This is a genomic window from Streptomyces sp. NPDC043896 (genome assembly GCF_056435605.1).
Window position 1 is genome coordinate 52,091 of record NZ_JBWKEE010000036.1, and the last position, 15,459, is coordinate 67,549.

Consider the following 15,459-nt stretch of genomic DNA (forward strand, 5'->3'; position numbering starts at 1 on the left):
GCTCCCCTTGGTCAGTTGCGGGTGTCGTTGGTGGTGCGGGCGACCAGGCCGCGGGTGGTGCTGTTCGCGGTGATGGTCCGGTGGTCCTGGATGACGGGGCCGGCGTAGTGGTGGTGCTGCTCGGCAGGGGCGGCCGCGATGGCGGTCTTGGCGCTCTTGAACACCCGGGAAAGCGCGCCGAGGACGGCGACCGGGGCGCCGACGATCAGGGCGACGGTCAGCGGGTCGAGGTGGCCGGCGGTCCACAGCACCGCCGAGATGGAACCGCCGATGGGCAGGGAGGCGATGCCGGCGGCGAGCATCACGCCGCTCGCGTCCGTGGCCTTCTGGCTCATCGGGGGCCGGCCGGGCTGGGCCACGGGCGGGGTGGGGCCGATCGCGGGGATTGGGCTGGTGTCGCGGTAGGCGGTGGGCACGGGGAGGGCGGGGCGGTAGGCGTCCTGGATGAGGCGGTAGGCCTCGGCGGCGGCCTGTTCGTCGCCGAGCGGCGTGCGGGCGTCGGGCTGCTGGTCGTTGTGCACGGCTGGTCTCCTGGGTCGTTACAAGGCGTGCAGGGGCCCCGGAGGGTTTCCGGGGCCCCGTGGGGGTGGCGGGGGTATTCAGGTGCCGGGGTGGGTGTCGTAGGCGGCGGCCGCGGCGTCGGTGGTGATGCCGTCGCCGGTGACGGCGTCGATGACCATCTGCCGGTCGGCGCCGGGAAGCATGTCGAGGAAGCGTGCGACCCGGTCGGCGGCCGTCGGGGTCCCGGTGCCGGTCTTGGCGGCCGTCTCGGGCCTGGACTTCCTGCGGCGGTGGGCGGCGCCGTCCCAGTCCTCGTCGTCGCCCTGGCCCTCGCCCTCGTCTTCGGGGTCGGGGGCGTTCCAGTCGCCGAGGAGGCCGAGCTCGTCCAGCTTCTGGATCTCGTACGGGGTCAGGTGCTGGACGGTGCGGGGGAGGAGGGCCGCGAGGTTCTGCTCGGCGTCGGGGCCGGAGAGGTCGACGTAGAGGGTGCGCATCAGGACCGGGCGGCCCTTGATGACGATCCAGCCGACGCCGCCGATGCCGGTGGCGTCCTCGGGGGACTCCTCGCCGGCGATGCGCTGCTCGATGGTGAGCCGGGTGCCGCCGTACTCGCCGGGCAGCGGGTCGGGGATCCACTCCGAGGCGACCAGGCCGTCGAAGGCGCGGCGGGTGGCGGCGGCGTCGCCCATGTTGAGGATGACCGGGCGGGAGTTGGCCTTGAGCTGGTTGCGCATGGTCGTGGTGAAGCCGTCCTCGACCTTCATGTCCTGGCCGGCGGGCTTGAAGGCGATCCCGTACTTGCGGCCCTTCACGCCCAGCAGCTCGCCGAGGAGGGTGATGCGCTCGCCGTACTTCTCGTCCTTGGTCGCGGCGAGGTACTCGTCGGCGTCGACGGTCAGGCCCCGGTAGGGGCAGCCGGCGTCGTTCGGCTTCCAGTCGCGGACGGTGCCGTCGGCGCGGGGCATGGCGCCGCGGATGTCCATCAGGGCGACGGCCGCGCGGAGCATCCGCCACATGAACAGGGGGCCGACGCCGTGGCGGTCGACGTGCGGGGCGAGCAGGGAGATCTTGCCGTCGGGGGCCTCGGTGGCGACCCAGTTCACCATGCCCGTGTTGGCGGCGGCGGCAATGCCCAGGACGATGAGCTGGGACTTGCCGGAGCCGGAGGCGCCGGCGGTCAGGCCGAGGGCGATGCCTTCGGGGCGGTGGACGCGGCCGCGGACGTAGGAGCCGTCGTAGGCGACGCCGAGCCGCCAGAACCCGGCCTCGTCGGGGGTGACGTCGGCGCGGGTGGCGTGGCGGACCCGGACCAGCGGGGGCTCGTCACACACCATCACGTGAACGCGGTGGCCGTCGACGTGCGCGAAGACGCGCAGCTCGTCCTTGTCGGCTCCGAGGGCGGTGCACAGCTTGGCGAGGTCGGGGCGGGGGGCCTCGGTCTCGTCCTCCATCCGAGCCACCCAGTGGGTGACTCCGTGCTCGGTGTCGCGGGTCTTGTAGTCGAAGACCGCGCCGGGGATGGCCTTGCCCTGGCGGGCGATGTTCTTCGCCCACCAGTCGGCGTCGCTGGGGCCGGCCGTGGCCGCCCGCCGGTGGGCGTCGGGGGTGACGGCAATCTCCGCCCAGCTGGGGCCGTAGAGGGTGCCGTCGGCGCCGTGGACGGCGTCGAGGACCTTGACCGCCTCGGGCGGGACGCCGAAGGCGGCGCCGACGGTCCGCACGTCCAGCCTGGGAACCGCCTTCCCGTCCGGGGCCTTCAGGAGCGCGGAGAAGTCGATTCTCGTGCCGGGGTGGCGCTCGATACGGCGCAGCTCGGTGTCGCCCGGTCGTCCGGCCCGTTCCCACATGGCGGTGATCTGCCGGGTGAACTCGTCCACGGCCTGGTGCTCGGAGTTGGGGGCTTCGAGCTGCCGGAGGGATTCCTGGGCGAGGCGGAGATTTCCGGTGCGGGAGAGCGGGGCGAGCGCGGCCATCACGGCCGCCCATCCCGCCGCGACGGCGGCATCGATTCCCCAGCCGGTGGTGCAGAGGGCGGTGATGTCGACCGCGACGGCGGAGACGCAGGGAATGGCCCGTGTGACCGTGGTCAGCAGAGTCATGTCCGGGGCCTCGGCCTTCTTCCAGGCGCGGACCCCGGCAATTGTGGCCGGAATGGCGGCGGTAGCGAGCAGGGCGAGGTTGGCCGGACCCCAGGGAGCCGTGTTGGGGACGACGGTCAGGCCGAGCGCGGCCGCCCCGTAAACGGCGCGCTCCAGGTGGACACGGCGGGCGATGGCGTGCCCGAGGGCCGCGGTCGACATGAGGAGGAACCTCCGTACTTCGGTTCGGGAATGGGCGGGGAGGGCCACCGCGATTTCGGCGACCCTCCCTTTTCTCGCGGGTGGTGAGGGAATTTGCGGGCTACTCCCAGAAGCCCGGCTTGGGGGTGCTTGTCGTGCGGCTGGTGCGGAGATCGTCCAGGGCGGCGTACTTGGTGCGGTGGGAGTCCCGGGCGGCCTTGGACGCCTCGGCGGCCTCCATGGCCGCGTTCCGGGTCCGGGCGGTGGCCACGGCCGCCTCCGTGAGCGCCTGGGCGACGAGGTTGGTGAGGTCGACGTACTTCTCGTCACCGTCGGCGTCACTGAGCTGGTCGGCGGTGGCCGAGACGGTCTTGGAGTGCTGGTACATCCGGCGCACCACGAGGGTCAGCTCGCTGCTGGCGGCGTCCATGGCCTGGGTGAAGATGTGCAGCTTGCGCTGCACGGCCCGGTAGTTGTTGTGGTCGGAGCTCAGGGCGATCTCGGTCACGGTCATCCCTCGTGGTGGGTGGCGGCGGAGACGTGGCGCAGACCGGCGTCGTCGCGGGCCTCCTGGTCGCGACGGTAGTCGGCGTAGACGATCCGGGCGGTGAAGACGGAGCCGCCAGCGGCGCGCTCGCACTGCTCGGCCATCCGCTCGGCCCGCGCCGCCATCCGCTCGGCGGCCGCGACCAGCTTGTCCAGGCGGTCCAGGACGGTCGGATCGGTGATGTTGTGGCCGTCCTGGAGGTCGTCGTGGAACTCCTTGAGCGCCGCGGCGGCCTTGCGCATCACGCGGGAGATCCGCACAGCCTCCTCGGCCGTCTCGCCGACCCCGACCGCGATACCGGACAGGGTCCCGACGTAGGTGGCGAGGGTGAGGTCGGTGCGGTGTTCTTTCCTCAGACTCACCGGGGCGGCGGTCTGTCGGGTCGCGGGAGTACTCACGGTCTCCGTCCTGGGGCTGGTGGCGGTCCTCGCGGGACGCGAGGTGCCGGGCCGTTTGGTGTGGGGTGCCGGCGCGCGGGGCAGGCCCCGCTGGCCTGTGGTGACGGCCGCCGGGGCCGTCGGCTTCGGGCGCGTCGCCTCGTCACGCATCCACAGCCACGGGTCCCGGATCGGGCCCGTGGCGCTCTGCGCGGAGGTCCAGGCGTCCTCCCGGCCGTGCGACCCGCCCGTCGGAGCGTCCCGCCGGCCGCCATGCTCCGGCCCCGGACCTGCCCCGGACTTCTTCTTACGGCCCTTGCCCTTCACTCGGGGCTTGGGCTTCCCGCGGGGCCGGGACTTCTTCCTCGCGGCGGCCCTGCGGCCGCTCGGCCACCTCCGGCGGCGGGTGGGCTTCTGCTTGGGCTTCTTCCCGCCGGAGTCGGGAGCGGCGGGGGGCTGAGGCCCCTCGGCCGGATCCTCGGACGGGCTGGTCGTCTCCGGCTTGGGCTTACGGATCCGGATCCTCTTCAGCCAACGCTTCCGCTTCCGCTTCGGGCCCTTCAGGGCGCGCGAGCCCTCCCCGTCCTCCTTCGGCGGCTGCGGATCCTCCGCCTTGGGCTTGCCCTCCCCGTCGTCCTTGGGCTTCTTCCCGCGCCCGGCCTTGCTCAGGACCGGCGCGGGCATTCCCCTCTCGCGCCGCTTGCGCAGCCGCCGCGCGGCGGTCTCCGCCACGGCCTGGCCGAGAGTGGTGCGGCCCTCCTTCCCGTTCTCCTCCTCCTTCTGCTTCTCCTTCCGTGCACGGGCGGCCTCCTTCGCCTCCCGGCGCGCTTCGCGGGCCTTGTGCTTGGTGTCGCGGGCCTGGTCCCGGTCCTTGGTCCGGTCGGCCAGGTCCGCCGCCTGCCGGGCAGCACGCCGCTCCTGGCGGCCCCGCGCCCGCTCCATCGCCGGGCTCGTCCCCGACGGGCCCGGCGTCTTGCCGCCCGTCGGCGCCTGAACCCCGGAGCCCTTCGAGCCCTTCGAGTCCTTTGCGTGTTCCTTGGACCCCGGCGAAGAACCCGAACCGGAATTACCACCTCCCTTCTTGCCGGAGTCCTTCCCGGACCCGCCCGGGCCGGGCTTGGAACCCTGCCCATTGCCGCCGGCCCCGGACGTCGGCGAACTGCCCGAGCTGCCCCCGGGCTTGCCCTTGCCGCCGGAGCCGGGGCCACCGGAGCCGGAGCCGCGTCCCGAGCCCCCCGTCCCGGCCGAGCCGCCGCCGGCCGCCTTGCGGCCGTACTCCTGGCTCGTGGGGACGGAGGCCTTCGCGCGGGCCTCGCGGCCCTGGTCGCCGAGCTTCTTCATCGCCAGGGCGTGGTCCGACTCAGCCTCCAGCCGGGAGACCTTGGCCTTCATCCGCGCCTCGCGCAGCGGGGCGGCCTCGGCGTGCTCGGCCATGCGCCGCGTACGCCAGTCGCAGACCACCATCGCCATCCCGCGCAGCGCGGCCAGGGCCACGGCGAGCGGGGCCGCGATCATCAGCACCCCGCCCCCGCCGCCCGCCGCCCCGTTCCCGGCGAACCGGGCGGGTAAGGCGGGCAGCGGGGCCGCGGCCGGCGCTGCGGCCCCGATCGCGGCCGCAGTGTCGGCGGCCGACTCCCTCGACGGGATGACCGGCAGCTCCATCGTGGTCTCCTCCGGGGACTCCAGGGGAGTGGTCCGGCGGGGCGGGGGCAGGCCCGGCATCCCCGCCAGGCCTTCTCGGCCGGGAAGTTGGATCAGCTCCCCGCCGTTCGAATCGTCTGTCATGACCCTCTCTCCTCATTGACAGAAAGTGACCGTCTCGTGTAAGCGCGCGCGTGTCCGCGCGTCCGCGTCTCCGCGCGTCCGGTTGGAGCGGCATCAGGGCCGCCCTCCCCAGGGAGAGCGGCCCTTGACGCCTCACGCGGCGACTACTGCCGGTGACGGGCGCAGAAGTTCTCCAGCGTCTGCGCGAGTTCGACCAGCGGTCGCTGATCGCCCCTCTGCTGGGCCTGCTTGGCGACCGACTTGGCCTCCTCGACCCAGGCGAGGATCACGCCCCACTCGCCGAGCCGGGCGGCGAAGTCGGCCATCCGCTGCTCGCGGTGGGCGTCTTGGCGAAGACGCCGGGCTTCCGCCCGCGTCATCGGCCGCGCGGTCACGCGACGCCGCGCTTCTTGCCCAGGTCGTAGAGGGAGCCCGCGACCGGCTCGCCGCCCTCCTGGTCCTCGCCGTCCCTCTTGCTCAGGGACTGCGCGGTCTTGTGCAAAGACTTGGAGGCGAACTCGCCGAGGGCGGCGCTGCGCTGGGCCCGGGCGAGCTGCTTGGCCTGGCGCTGCTCGGGCAGCTGCTGGATCAGCGCGGTGTGGTCGGCGTGGGCGATGAGCAGGGCCTCCAGCGCCTCGTACTGCATCCGGGCGCCCCGCACCAGCCGCTTCGCGTGCTTCTCCATCTTGTGGGAGCGGCGGGCGCCGGCCTTGAAGCGGTCGCCGGGGACGTGCTCGGCGCGGTACTTCGCGCGGATCGCGGCGAGCAGGTCGTCGTAGACCTCGTGGTCGGTGCCGTGGGACTTGCGGCGGAGCTGGACGAACTTCCCGAGCTCCTCGGGGGTCAGCAGGTGAGACAGGTCCATCAGGGGATCTCCTTCTCGGGGTGGGGCCACGTCGTGCGGGGGCAGGGAGGCGGGCCCGGCCCGCGGGTTGGGGGACAGCCGGCAGCGCGTCAGGCGCGAGCGGTGTCCTTGGTGTCCTCGTCCTTGATCGCGTCCAGCAGGGCGGTGGCCCTGTTCTTGCCGATGCCGAAGAGCTCGGCGGTCGCGCGGACCGACGGAAGCACGTCCCGCTCTCGCAGGCGCGCGATCAGATCGGTGTCCGGCAGGTGGGCCAGGGAGGCCTTGGCCGTGTCCTCGGAGCGCGTCCCACGCCGGGGCCTCGGCGTCCTCGGGGTCGTCCTCGGAGGACGCGCCATGCCGCCCCCGGTGGTGCGGCTCGCGCCGTCCTCCGAGGTGTCCTCGGACTGTCCTTGGCGGGCGTCCTCCAAGGTGCCCTCGAAGCGTCCTCGGCGAGTGTCCTCCGGGGTGTCCTCGGACTGTCCTCGGGAACCGTCCTCGGGGCGTCCTCGGTGGGCGTCCTCCGGGGTGTCCTCCGGGGTGTCCTCGTCGGTGGGGCTGTGGCTGTCCTCGCCGTGGCCCAGGAGCGCGTGCACCCGCCAGATCACCGCGACGAAGATGAGGACCACGGCGGCGGTCAGCTGCCACGGTGTCGGCTTGCCGTGGCCGATGCCCGCCTGGTCGGCGATGTGGAACGCGAGGTTGGCTCCGGCCATCAGCAGCAGCGCCGGGGCGATGTCCTTCTTGGCCCGGAAGGCGCTGACCGCGTACACGTCCACGCTCACCGGGAGCAGGGGCGCGACGTACGGGTGGATGCCGACCAGACGGGCCAGTTCGTACTCGCCGCTCGCGGCGAGACCGACGCCGGCCGCGAGGGCGAGCCACGGGGCGCCCGTCCAGAACCGGCGGGTCCAGCCCATCCGCCGCGACGTGCGGCGTGCCGCCGACTCGGCGCGCGCGAAGAGCCTCTCGGCCGCCGCCTCCCGGGCCGCGGCCCGTGCGGTGATGGCGGCCGCCTCCCGCTCGGCTTCCCTCCGGATGCCCACGGCGTCCCGGGCCCCTCGGTCCGCGCTCGCCTTCGCCTCGGCCTCCGCCTTCCGGCGCAGGCCCGCGACCTCGGCGTCGAGCCGCTCCAGGCGGGCCCGGCGCTCGTGCTCGTGCTGCTCGGCGAGCCTGCGGACCTCGGCCTCGATCTGAACCCGGGCCTTGTCGGCCTCAGCCCGGCGCCGCGCCACCTCGACGTCGATCTCGCCCCGGCGGACGGCGAGGTCCTCGTCCAGCTCCAGGCGGGCCTGGCGGCGCCTCAGGTCCAGCTCGGTATCGAGCGCGGCCCGGGCGGCGCTGATCTGACCGGCCTGCTCCTGGGCCTCGCCCAGGATCTGCGCGGCGTCGGCGAGGGCCTTGCCGTAGGCGGCCTCGGCCGCGGTGCGGCGCATCTCTACCAGCGCGGTGGCCCGCGCCTCGGCCTCGGCCAGCACCTCGGCCACCCGGTCCTCGGCGGCCACCAGCAGCAGCTTGGCCTCCGCCTCGGCGGCCGCGAGGGCCTCCTCGGTCTCCCGGGCCGCGTTCGCGCGGGCGGAGGCCAGAATCATCTCGGCCTCCTCGCCGGCGGCGGTGCGGGCGATAGCGCGGACGTCGTCCGCGTCGCCCTCGGCCCGCCCGAGCCGCCGGCGGGACTCCTCGACCACCTCGGCCAGGACGCGCCCGGCGTCGGCGGCCGCCGCCCGCCGGATCGCCTCCGCCCGGGCCTCGGCGGCCCGGATCAGCTCCGCGGCCTCCTGCGCCCCGGTCCAGCGGGCGCCGTCGAGGACGTCGGCCGCCCGGTCCCGCAGGTCGGCGGCCCGGGCCTCGTGTTCCTCCTGGACCTCCCGGCTCGGCGGCACGGGCTGCGGCGGGGTGTTGTCGGCCGGCGCCCTGCGGGCCGGCTGCCGGGTGTTGCGGTTACGGGTACGGCCCGCCACGCTCCACCACTCCCTTCATACGGGTGGCCGCCCGCTCGGGCGGCCACCATGCGCGTGTGCGGTGCTGTCAGACCCGGCCGAGCCGGGCGGCCATGCGGTCGATCACGGCGGCGGCCCGGGGGCCCACCTGCTCCAGCCACAGCCGAAACCGCCGGTCGCCCAGGACGACGAGGCCGATGTCGATGTTGCGGGCCGGGCCGGCCGCCACCTGCCAGAGGTGGGCCTCCAAGCGGCCCGGGCCGGTGCCGCGCACGGCGCGCTGCACCTGGGCGACGGCGTAGACGACGGTGGCGTAGCAGAGGATGGCCACCGCCGAGGCGCGCAGGCTCAGCCGCAGCCCGAGCCCACCAGCGGGCCGGTGGAACTCGGCGATGGCGGTGAGGTTCTCGTAGACCTCGAAATCCGCCGACGTCCACGTCTCCGCCAGGCCGTGGCTGCGGCGGAACTCCGCGACGGCCCTCTTGCTGGTCCTGAGGCTCATGCCTGGTCCGCCTTCCGGGTCGGCTGCATTCGGTGCTGGATCTCCAGGAGGGCGAGCAGGGCGCCGAACGGCGCCTGCGCCCCGTGCGCGATGTGCAGCACGGAGGCCAGGCCGTCGGTCGACAGCGCCGGCAGCCCGTCGATGCACCGCTTGCAGCCGCCGTCCACGTGTTCGGCGACGACGGCCGGTTCGGTGGAGTCGTGGGGGTAGTCCCACACCGCCGCCGGGGGCTGCGGCCGCTCCCGCTCAACGCGGACCTGGCCGACCTGCTCGGCGAGCAGGTCACGGTGATTGACCGCCCGGTCCCGCTCGGCGGTCAGCCGCTGGATCTCCTGCTCGGCCTTGCTGAGCTGTACGGACAACTCACTGCCGAACCGGAGGGCGTCCTTGTGGACCTCGACCGCGCGGTCGAGCTGCTCCTCGCGGACAGCGAGCTGTTCGCGGGTCGCGGCCAGCCGGCGCTCCAGGGCCGGAAGCCGCCCGGCCGTCTCGGCCTGGTCTTGCAGCTGGCGGAGGGTCTGGGTGCGGATGAGGCGGATCACCGTGCTTCTCCGATCCCGGACACGGCCTTGCCGTGGCGCTGGAGGTCGGCCGCGGCCTGGCGGCGCCTCGCGGACGCGAGGTCGGCGGCCGCAGCGGCGGCCTTCGCGGCCTCGGCCTGCTCCTGGGCGTTCACAGCAGGTCGGAGAGGTCGGCGGTGGCGGTGCCGGTCAGCACCGCGAGCTCCTCGGCGGTAACCCACCCCTCCGGGATGAGCACCCGCAGGGTCACGGTGCCCTGGCACATCGAACCGGTCACGGCGAGCCGCCCGCTGGACAGCCGCAGCGGCTGCGCGTTGTCCATCTCGGCGAACAGCGCCGGCAGGACGTTCGTGGCGGTGGGCGCCACGGTGAAGGTGACGATGATCGTGGAGGGGGCGACCTCGGCGGCGACGTTGATGCCGTACCGGGCCAGCTTCTGGACCGACTCGAACAGCGGGAACGCGTCGGCGACGGTGTCGTGGATTTCGTCGACGATGCCGGTCGCGTTCAGCGGCAGGTCGGACGGCAGAATGGTCATGTGGATCAGCTCCCTGTGAGATTGGGCTTGGTCCGTGCAGACCCCCGGCACACATGGCGTTGCACCGCCGTGCCGGGGGTCGCGCCGTCTGTGCGGCGCGGCGAGCGGATGGGGAATCGCACCCTCGGCCCCACCCCTGGGGCCCTCTACAGATCCGCTCTCGGGTGCCGTGCGGCCAACCCCCCGCTCAAGACCACACCAACCGGAAAACCGCTGGTGAGAGGGTCATCTCGTCGTAATGACGGCAGGGGCGCCGCGCCCGAAATTTCAGTCCGCTGTTGAGTTCAGAAGGAACGAGCAGCCATCCATCACCCCGCCCGGGAAGAGCGAGTACACCGGGGCCGCCAAGACATGCGATCCAGCGATCACCCGTGCCTGGGCACGGGAAGTCGGTCACCTCGTGTGGCATCTGCCTCACTCAGCGGCACATCAATAGTCTCAGACTAATGCCAGCTACTTGTCAATATCCCGGGATTAATAGCTGAGTCTGGTTGTGCTCGGGACTATGGCAGGCTTAGATTCAGAGGAAGACGACACCGACCCCGTATGGAGGCGCACGACATGTCGCCGAAGTGGCGGGAGCTCGCCGACCGGATCGCCCGCGACATCGACGCCGGCATCTATCCGGTCGGCTCGACGCTCCCGAAGATCGCCGACCTTGCCGCTACCGAGGTGCTCTCCAAGAGCACCGTGCACGAGGCGTACAAGGCCCTCGAAGCCGAAGGTCGGGTCGTTTCGAAACGGCGTGTCGGCACCGTGGTTCGGGACCGGACACCAATCCGGATTCCCCTCTCGCGGTACCGCGGCGTCGTACGTCCGGACAGCCCACACGGCCCCTGGCAGGCAGCAACCGCCGCCCAGGGGCTTGATGGCCGCATGACGGCTATCGGCGTCGAGCTGACTGCGGCACCGGACGAAGTGGCGGGGGCGCTCGACATCAACCCGGGTGCGGCAGTCATCTGCCGCACCCGCCACGCGTCCATCGGCGAGGACGTCGTGCAGGTGCAGCGCGCCTGGTACCCGGCCGACCTCGCCGTGCAGCTCGGGCTCAACGAGCCGGGGACTATAGAGGGCGGGATCTATGCCGCGATGAAGCGCTCCGGCCTGTCCCCCAAGTGGGCGGATGAGCACGTCACGGCCCGCATGCCGACCTCCGAGGAGGCGGCAACCCTTTCGGTCGGCTCGTCCGTGCCGCTACTGCTGATCCAACGCGTGACCCGGGACGAGGACCGCCGCCCGATAGAGGTGCTCCATGTGGTCGGCGCGGCCGACCGGCTGAGCCTGATCTACGACGACCTGCCGCTCGGCGATGAGAACTCTTAGCTCCCCGCCGACGCCGACTCGACCAAGCTCGTGCTGATGGCGGACCTTCCCGGATCAGGCAAGACGGCGCTCACCCTGGAGCTAGAGCGTCAGGGCTTCCTGCGTCTCTGCCCTAACGAGCCGGCCTGGCTCTCCCGCACTAGGCTGCGGCGACACTCCGAAACCGGCTCGCTGACCCCTCGTGACGGCCGGAGGGAGGAAGATGGCCCGCGAAACGCGAACAGGCCCGCCGCGACGCGGGGGCCTGCCGGTCGCGGTGCCGGTTGTGGAAGGTCGGCACCCGCGTCCAAGCACCTGTCGAGGAGGTGCCTGCGATGGCAGCAGGCTACGCGTACCCGTACGCGCTCGCGCGCACGTTGGGGCCGGCGACACGCCGTCGGCCCACCCTGCGGGACGTCCGCGCAAGTCGCGCCCGGCAGACGGGATAGCGGTACCAATGCCCTGTTCAGCAAGTTACAACAGGTCAGCGGCCCTGCATGATCGCGGTCGGCCCGCCTCCACCACAGACTGTCCCTACCAGCCCACCCGGAGATCGAATTCGATGACGGACCCGTAGAACGGGCGATGGCCGCCCCCTGTGTCCAGCAGGTGACGGCCATCTCATGCACCACGACTCGTAACCAGGCCCTGAGAAAGCCACTGAATCCCGAGTCGCACGTCGGCGGTAACGCCGGGTACCAAGTCCAAGGACCCGGCTACCACCGCCCAGGATAGCCAGCTTCCTGTGGGAAGTGCAGCACCTCCCGGTGTGACCTGGCCGTCTGGGTACCCCCACCGACGTGCGGCTCCTACCCCGAACGGGAGCCGAACACCTCATGCACCGCCCCCTCCGGCCCGCCTCCGCGGAGCCCGCGACGGTAACCGTCGCGGCCGCGTACGAAGGCGCCGTGTTGACTTCTACTTGCACTCTGAGTCGCCCGCTGCCCTACTCCGAGCGGGGTGTCCGCATTCGCACGTACAACAGCCTGGTGACTACGAACGCTGCTGTGTTGGCGCTGGCCGCTGAGGCGGTGGCCCGGTGAAGAAGCGGACCTCCAAGCCCCAGCGGTTCGCCGCTGTCGAGAACGACTCCATCGACAACCTGTCCTCGCTCCTGGCGGTCGGCCTGCTCACCCGGCTGATCCGCGCCCAGGACGGCGAGGACGTGACCGTCGAGTCCTTGTGCGGGGAGTACGCCGAGGGCGAGACCTCGCTGACCAAAGCGATGCGCGTCCTGGTCGACGGCGCGTACGTCGTGAAGTTCAAGGTGCAGCGCGCCTCCAGCGAGATGCTGCTCGACGACGACGGGCAGCCGGTCCTCGACGACAAGGGCAAGCCCGTTGTGAAGCGGGGCGGCTCCTGGTACACGACCTTCCAGGTCGATGCCCACGGCAAGCCGTTCAGCGCCGAGGACGTGGTTGAGGAGCTCGACGCGATCCTGGCCGGCGGCAACGTCAAGGCGTACCGCATCGAGCCCGAGCACCTGGACCCCCGCAAGACGGCCGCCGCTGGCGAGTCACCGACCCCTGCTCGACCGACCCCCAGGAATCAGGGGGTCGGTCAGAGTGCATCACCGCAGGTCGGACCGACACCCGGTTTTCCGGGGGTCGGTCAGCACGGGGTCGGTCGACCGACCCCCCATCGACCGGGGGTCGGTCAGGGCGGGGCTCTTATTAGGAAGAAAACTGTTCTTAAAGACTCTCTCTCCCCGTCCGTCTCAGACGCCCCTGCTGATGAGACCGGGCTGAACGACGAGAGAGAGATCAGCGCTGCGCGGAAGACGACCACAGCGGCCCCTGTCGCTGCTGCTGCGTCTGTTCCCGTACCAGAGCCGCGCCAGGAGGGCGACGTCCTGGAGCCGAAGGTTGGAATGGTCGTCGAGGCCTACGTCCGGGCGCTGAACGGCGTCTACCCGATGCGGTCCGTCGTCCAGCGGCTTCGCGGCGAGGCCCGTGAGCTGCTGGCGCTGAACTGGCCGGTCGAGCACGTGGCCAAGCTGGCCGGGCAGCTGCCCGAGCTGGGCTACTCCAGCCTGGCCCGTCACGCCGAGCACAACCCGCCGCCGGCCCCGAAGGCGGCGGCCGGGGGAGCGGTGCCCTGGTGCGGCAACTGCGACTCGGCGGACTACCGCTGGGTCACGCCCCGGGAGGGCAGCCCGCGCAAGTGCCGCGAGTGCAACCCGTCCGTCGTTCTCGCGACGGCCTGACCTGCCCTAAACGAGGACGGGTCGCCCCCTAGCCGAGGCGACCCGTCGCGATCACCCGTATCCGAAGCCCTCGAACCCAGGAGATCGAATGACCACGGTAGTGCCCGCCCGCAACAGCAGCCACGACGGTGATGACCACGGCGACGGACTCCGGACCGTCCTGCCCCACGACAACGACGCCGAGCAGGCGGTGCTGGGCGGCCAGATGCTCAGCCGGGACGCCATCGCCGACTACCTCGGCTCGTCCATGAAGACCCCGGACTACTACCGGCCGGTCCACGAGACGATCCAGCAGGCGATCCTCAAGGTCTACGGAGACGGCGACCCCGTCGACCCGATCACGGTCGGTGCCGAACTCACCAAGACCGGCGAACTCGCCCGCGTCGGCGGCGCCTCCTACCTGCACACCCTCGTCCAGGCTGTGCCGACCATTGCGAACGTCGAGCACTACGCCGAGATCGTCCACGAGCGCGCCGTTCTGCGCCGGCTCATCGCGGCGGGCGGGAAGATCCAGGCCATGGCCTGGGCGGGCGAGGGCGAGATCTCGCAGATCTCCGATGCCGCGCAGGCAGAGATCCACGCCGCCACCGAGATCGCCAACGCCGCCGACCCCAAGCGCCCGGGCGAAGGCAGCATGGCCTCGACCATCGACGAGCTGCAGGCGATCCAGAACCGCAACGGCAAGCTCACCGGCGTGTCCACCGGCTTCAAGGACCTCGACTCCCTGACCCACGGCCTCCAGCCCGGCCAGCTCATCGTCATCGCGGCCCGCCCCGCCATGGGCAAGTCGACCCTCGCGCTCGACTTCGCCCGGGCCTGCTCGATCCGCGACGGCCTGCCAAGCGTGTTCTTCTCCCTGGAGATGGGCGTCTCCGAGATCAACATGCGGATGCTGTCCGCCGAGGCCCGCGTCGCCCTGCACCACATGCGCTCCGGCAACCTGACCGAGGACGACTGGAAGGCCATCAGCCGCAAGACGCCCGACATCGAGGCCGCCCCGCTCTACCTCGACGACTCCCCCGACCTGACCATGCTCCAGATCCGCTCGAAGTGCCGGCGCATGCAGCAGAAGCACGGCCTGAGCCTGGTCGTCGTGGACTACCTCCAGCTCATGGAGTCCGGTAAGCGCGCCGAGAACCGCGTCGTCGAGGTCGGCCAGATCTCCCGCGGCCTCAAGAAGCTCGGCAAGGAGCTCGGCGTCCCCGTCGTCGCCCTGTCCCAGCTCAACCGCGGCCCCGAGCAGCGCACCGACAAGAAGCCGACCGTCTCCGACCTGCGCGAGTCCGGCTCGATCGAGCAGGACGCCGACATGGTCATCCTGCTGCACCGCGAGGACGCCTACGACAAGGAGTCGCCCCGCTCCGGCGAGGCCGACCTGATCGTCGCCAAGCACCGCAACGGCCCCACCGCAACGATCACCGTCGCCTTCCAGGGCCACTACAGCCGCTTCGTCGACATGGCCGTTGACCTCTGACCCCGCGACACTGTCCGCTTCGCCTGCCACAGTGGCCCTCGTAGTCACACACCGGCTCCGCCCCCGGCACGTTCGTCATGCCGGGGGCGCTGTCGTTCCCGGCCTGGTCCTCAGCCACAGAAGGTGCGCCCCGTTCGGCGTGCACGCGGTCCCGGCGTACGGGCGCCTCGCCGCACCCCCACCGGCCCCGGCCACTCCGTCTCTCCTGGTGCCCGGCCCCGGGCGCCCGCAGGCGAAGGGCCGGCGCCAGACACCCCGGACGCGCACCGGCTTGCGGTGGCGGCCACGACGGCGATGGGCCGCCGATACCCCCACCGGCCCGCCGCCTATTAACAGGCCGCTGCGCCCACCCTCCGGGTGGTGGGTACGGCCCGCGCCGCACCCACCACCCCCGCTCGGGACGCTCCGTCCCCACATCCGGGCACAAACGATCTTGACCCCCTGGCGCAGCTGGCCCAGGTCGTGACCAGGGGAACGAGAGGGCCGAGAAGCCGGGAACCGGACTGGCATGCTCCGGACGGAACCGGCGACCCGAAGGCGCAAGGGCCTGTTAATAGCCCAAGGGAGGGGGCGGGGGGGGGGGGGGGGGGGGGGGGGGGGGGGGGGGGGGGGGGGGGGGGGGGGGGGGGGGGGGGGGGGGGGGGGGGGGGGGGGGGGGGGGGGGGGG

The 15,459-nt window shown here is 72.3% G+C and carries 14 protein-coding genes; 3 read left to right on the plus strand and 11 right to left on the minus strand.

Features of this window, described 5'->3' with window-relative positions; genetic code table 11:
* Nucleotides 1-11: 11 nt before the first annotated feature.
* From AC069X_RS35110 to AC069X_RS35160, 11 genes are all read right to left on the minus strand, one after another.
* Nucleotides 12-521, minus strand: coding sequence for a hypothetical protein (locus AC069X_RS35110; protein ID WP_478735244.1), 510 nt, complete (start codon nt 519-521; stop codon nt 12-14).
* Nucleotides 522-599: 78 nt separating this feature from the next.
* Nucleotides 600-2,801: a hypothetical protein gene (locus tag AC069X_RS35115; RefSeq protein ID WP_478735245.1), complete on the minus strand. Its 2,202-nt coding sequence runs from the start codon at nt 2,799-2,801 to the stop codon at nt 600-602.
* 100 nt (nt 2,802-2,901) lie between these two features.
* The gene (locus AC069X_RS35120) at nt 2,902-3,288 is read right to left on the minus strand and encodes a conjugal transfer protein TraB (protein ID WP_478735247.1); all 387 of its coding nucleotides are present in this window, start codon (nt 3,286-3,288) and stop codon (nt 2,902-2,904) included.
* Between the two features lie 2 nt (nt 3,289-3,290).
* On the minus strand, nt 3,291-5,489 hold the full coding sequence (locus AC069X_RS35125) for a hypothetical protein (protein WP_478735249.1): 2,199 nt from the start codon (nt 5,487-5,489) through the stop codon (nt 3,291-3,293).
* Between the two features lie 143 nt (nt 5,490-5,632).
* The gene (locus AC069X_RS35130) at nt 5,633-5,863 is read right to left on the minus strand and encodes a hypothetical protein (protein WP_478735251.1); all 231 of its coding nucleotides are present in this window, start codon (nt 5,861-5,863) and stop codon (nt 5,633-5,635) included.
* Nucleotides 5,860-6,333 carry a hypothetical protein gene (locus AC069X_RS35135; protein ID WP_478735253.1) on the minus strand — a complete coding sequence of 158 codons (474 nt, stop codon included), beginning with the start codon at nt 6,331-6,333 and terminating at the stop codon, nt 5,860-5,862. The genes AC069X_RS35130 and AC069X_RS35135 overlap by 4 nt, the downstream gene beginning before the upstream one ends.
* Before the next feature lie 89 nt (nt 6,334-6,422).
* Nucleotides 6,423-8,270 (minus strand): hypothetical protein, encoded by a 1,848-nt coding sequence (locus tag AC069X_RS35140; protein WP_478735255.1) that lies wholly within the window; start codon nt 8,268-8,270, stop codon nt 6,423-6,425.
* A gap of 67 nt (nt 8,271-8,337) precedes the next feature.
* A complete protein-coding gene (locus AC069X_RS35145) occupies nt 8,338-8,751 on the minus strand; it encodes a hypothetical protein (protein ID WP_478735256.1) in 414 nt (137 codons plus the stop codon).
* Nucleotides 8,748-9,293: a hypothetical protein gene (locus AC069X_RS35150; RefSeq protein ID WP_478735258.1), complete on the minus strand. Its 546-nt coding sequence runs from the start codon at nt 9,291-9,293 to the stop codon at nt 8,748-8,750. Before AC069X_RS35150 ends, AC069X_RS35145 begins: the two co-directional genes overlap by 4 nt.
* Complete coding sequence (locus AC069X_RS35155) at nt 9,290-9,427, minus strand: hypothetical protein (RefSeq protein ID WP_478735260.1); 138 nt, start codon at nt 9,425-9,427, stop codon at nt 9,290-9,292. Before AC069X_RS35155 ends, AC069X_RS35150 begins: the two co-directional genes overlap by 4 nt.
* Nucleotides 9,424-9,810 (minus strand): hypothetical protein, encoded by a 387-nt coding sequence (locus AC069X_RS35160; RefSeq protein WP_478735262.1) that lies wholly within the window; start codon nt 9,808-9,810, stop codon nt 9,424-9,426. The genes AC069X_RS35155 and AC069X_RS35160 overlap by 4 nt, the downstream gene beginning before the upstream one ends.
* A 546-nt stretch (nt 9,811-10,356) precedes the next feature.
* Between AC069X_RS35160 and AC069X_RS35165 the strand changes: the two genes are divergently transcribed.
* From AC069X_RS35165 to dnaB, 3 genes are all read left to right on the plus strand, one after another.
* The gene (locus tag AC069X_RS35165) at nt 10,357-11,133 is read left to right on the plus strand and encodes a GntR family transcriptional regulator (protein WP_478735264.1); all 777 of its coding nucleotides are present in this window, start codon (nt 10,357-10,359) and stop codon (nt 11,131-11,133) included.
* 1,018 nt (nt 11,134-12,151) lie between these two features.
* The gene (locus AC069X_RS35170; protein WP_478735266.1) at nt 12,152-13,318 is read left to right on the plus strand and encodes a hypothetical protein; all 1,167 of its coding nucleotides are present in this window, start codon (nt 12,152-12,154) and stop codon (nt 13,316-13,318) included.
* Between the two features lie 88 nt (nt 13,319-13,406).
* The gene (dnaB, locus tag AC069X_RS35175) at nt 13,407-14,792 is read left to right on the plus strand and encodes a replicative DNA helicase (protein WP_478735267.1); all 1,386 of its coding nucleotides are present in this window, start codon (nt 13,407-13,409) and stop codon (nt 14,790-14,792) included.
* Nucleotides 14,793-15,459 lie beyond the last annotated feature (667 nt).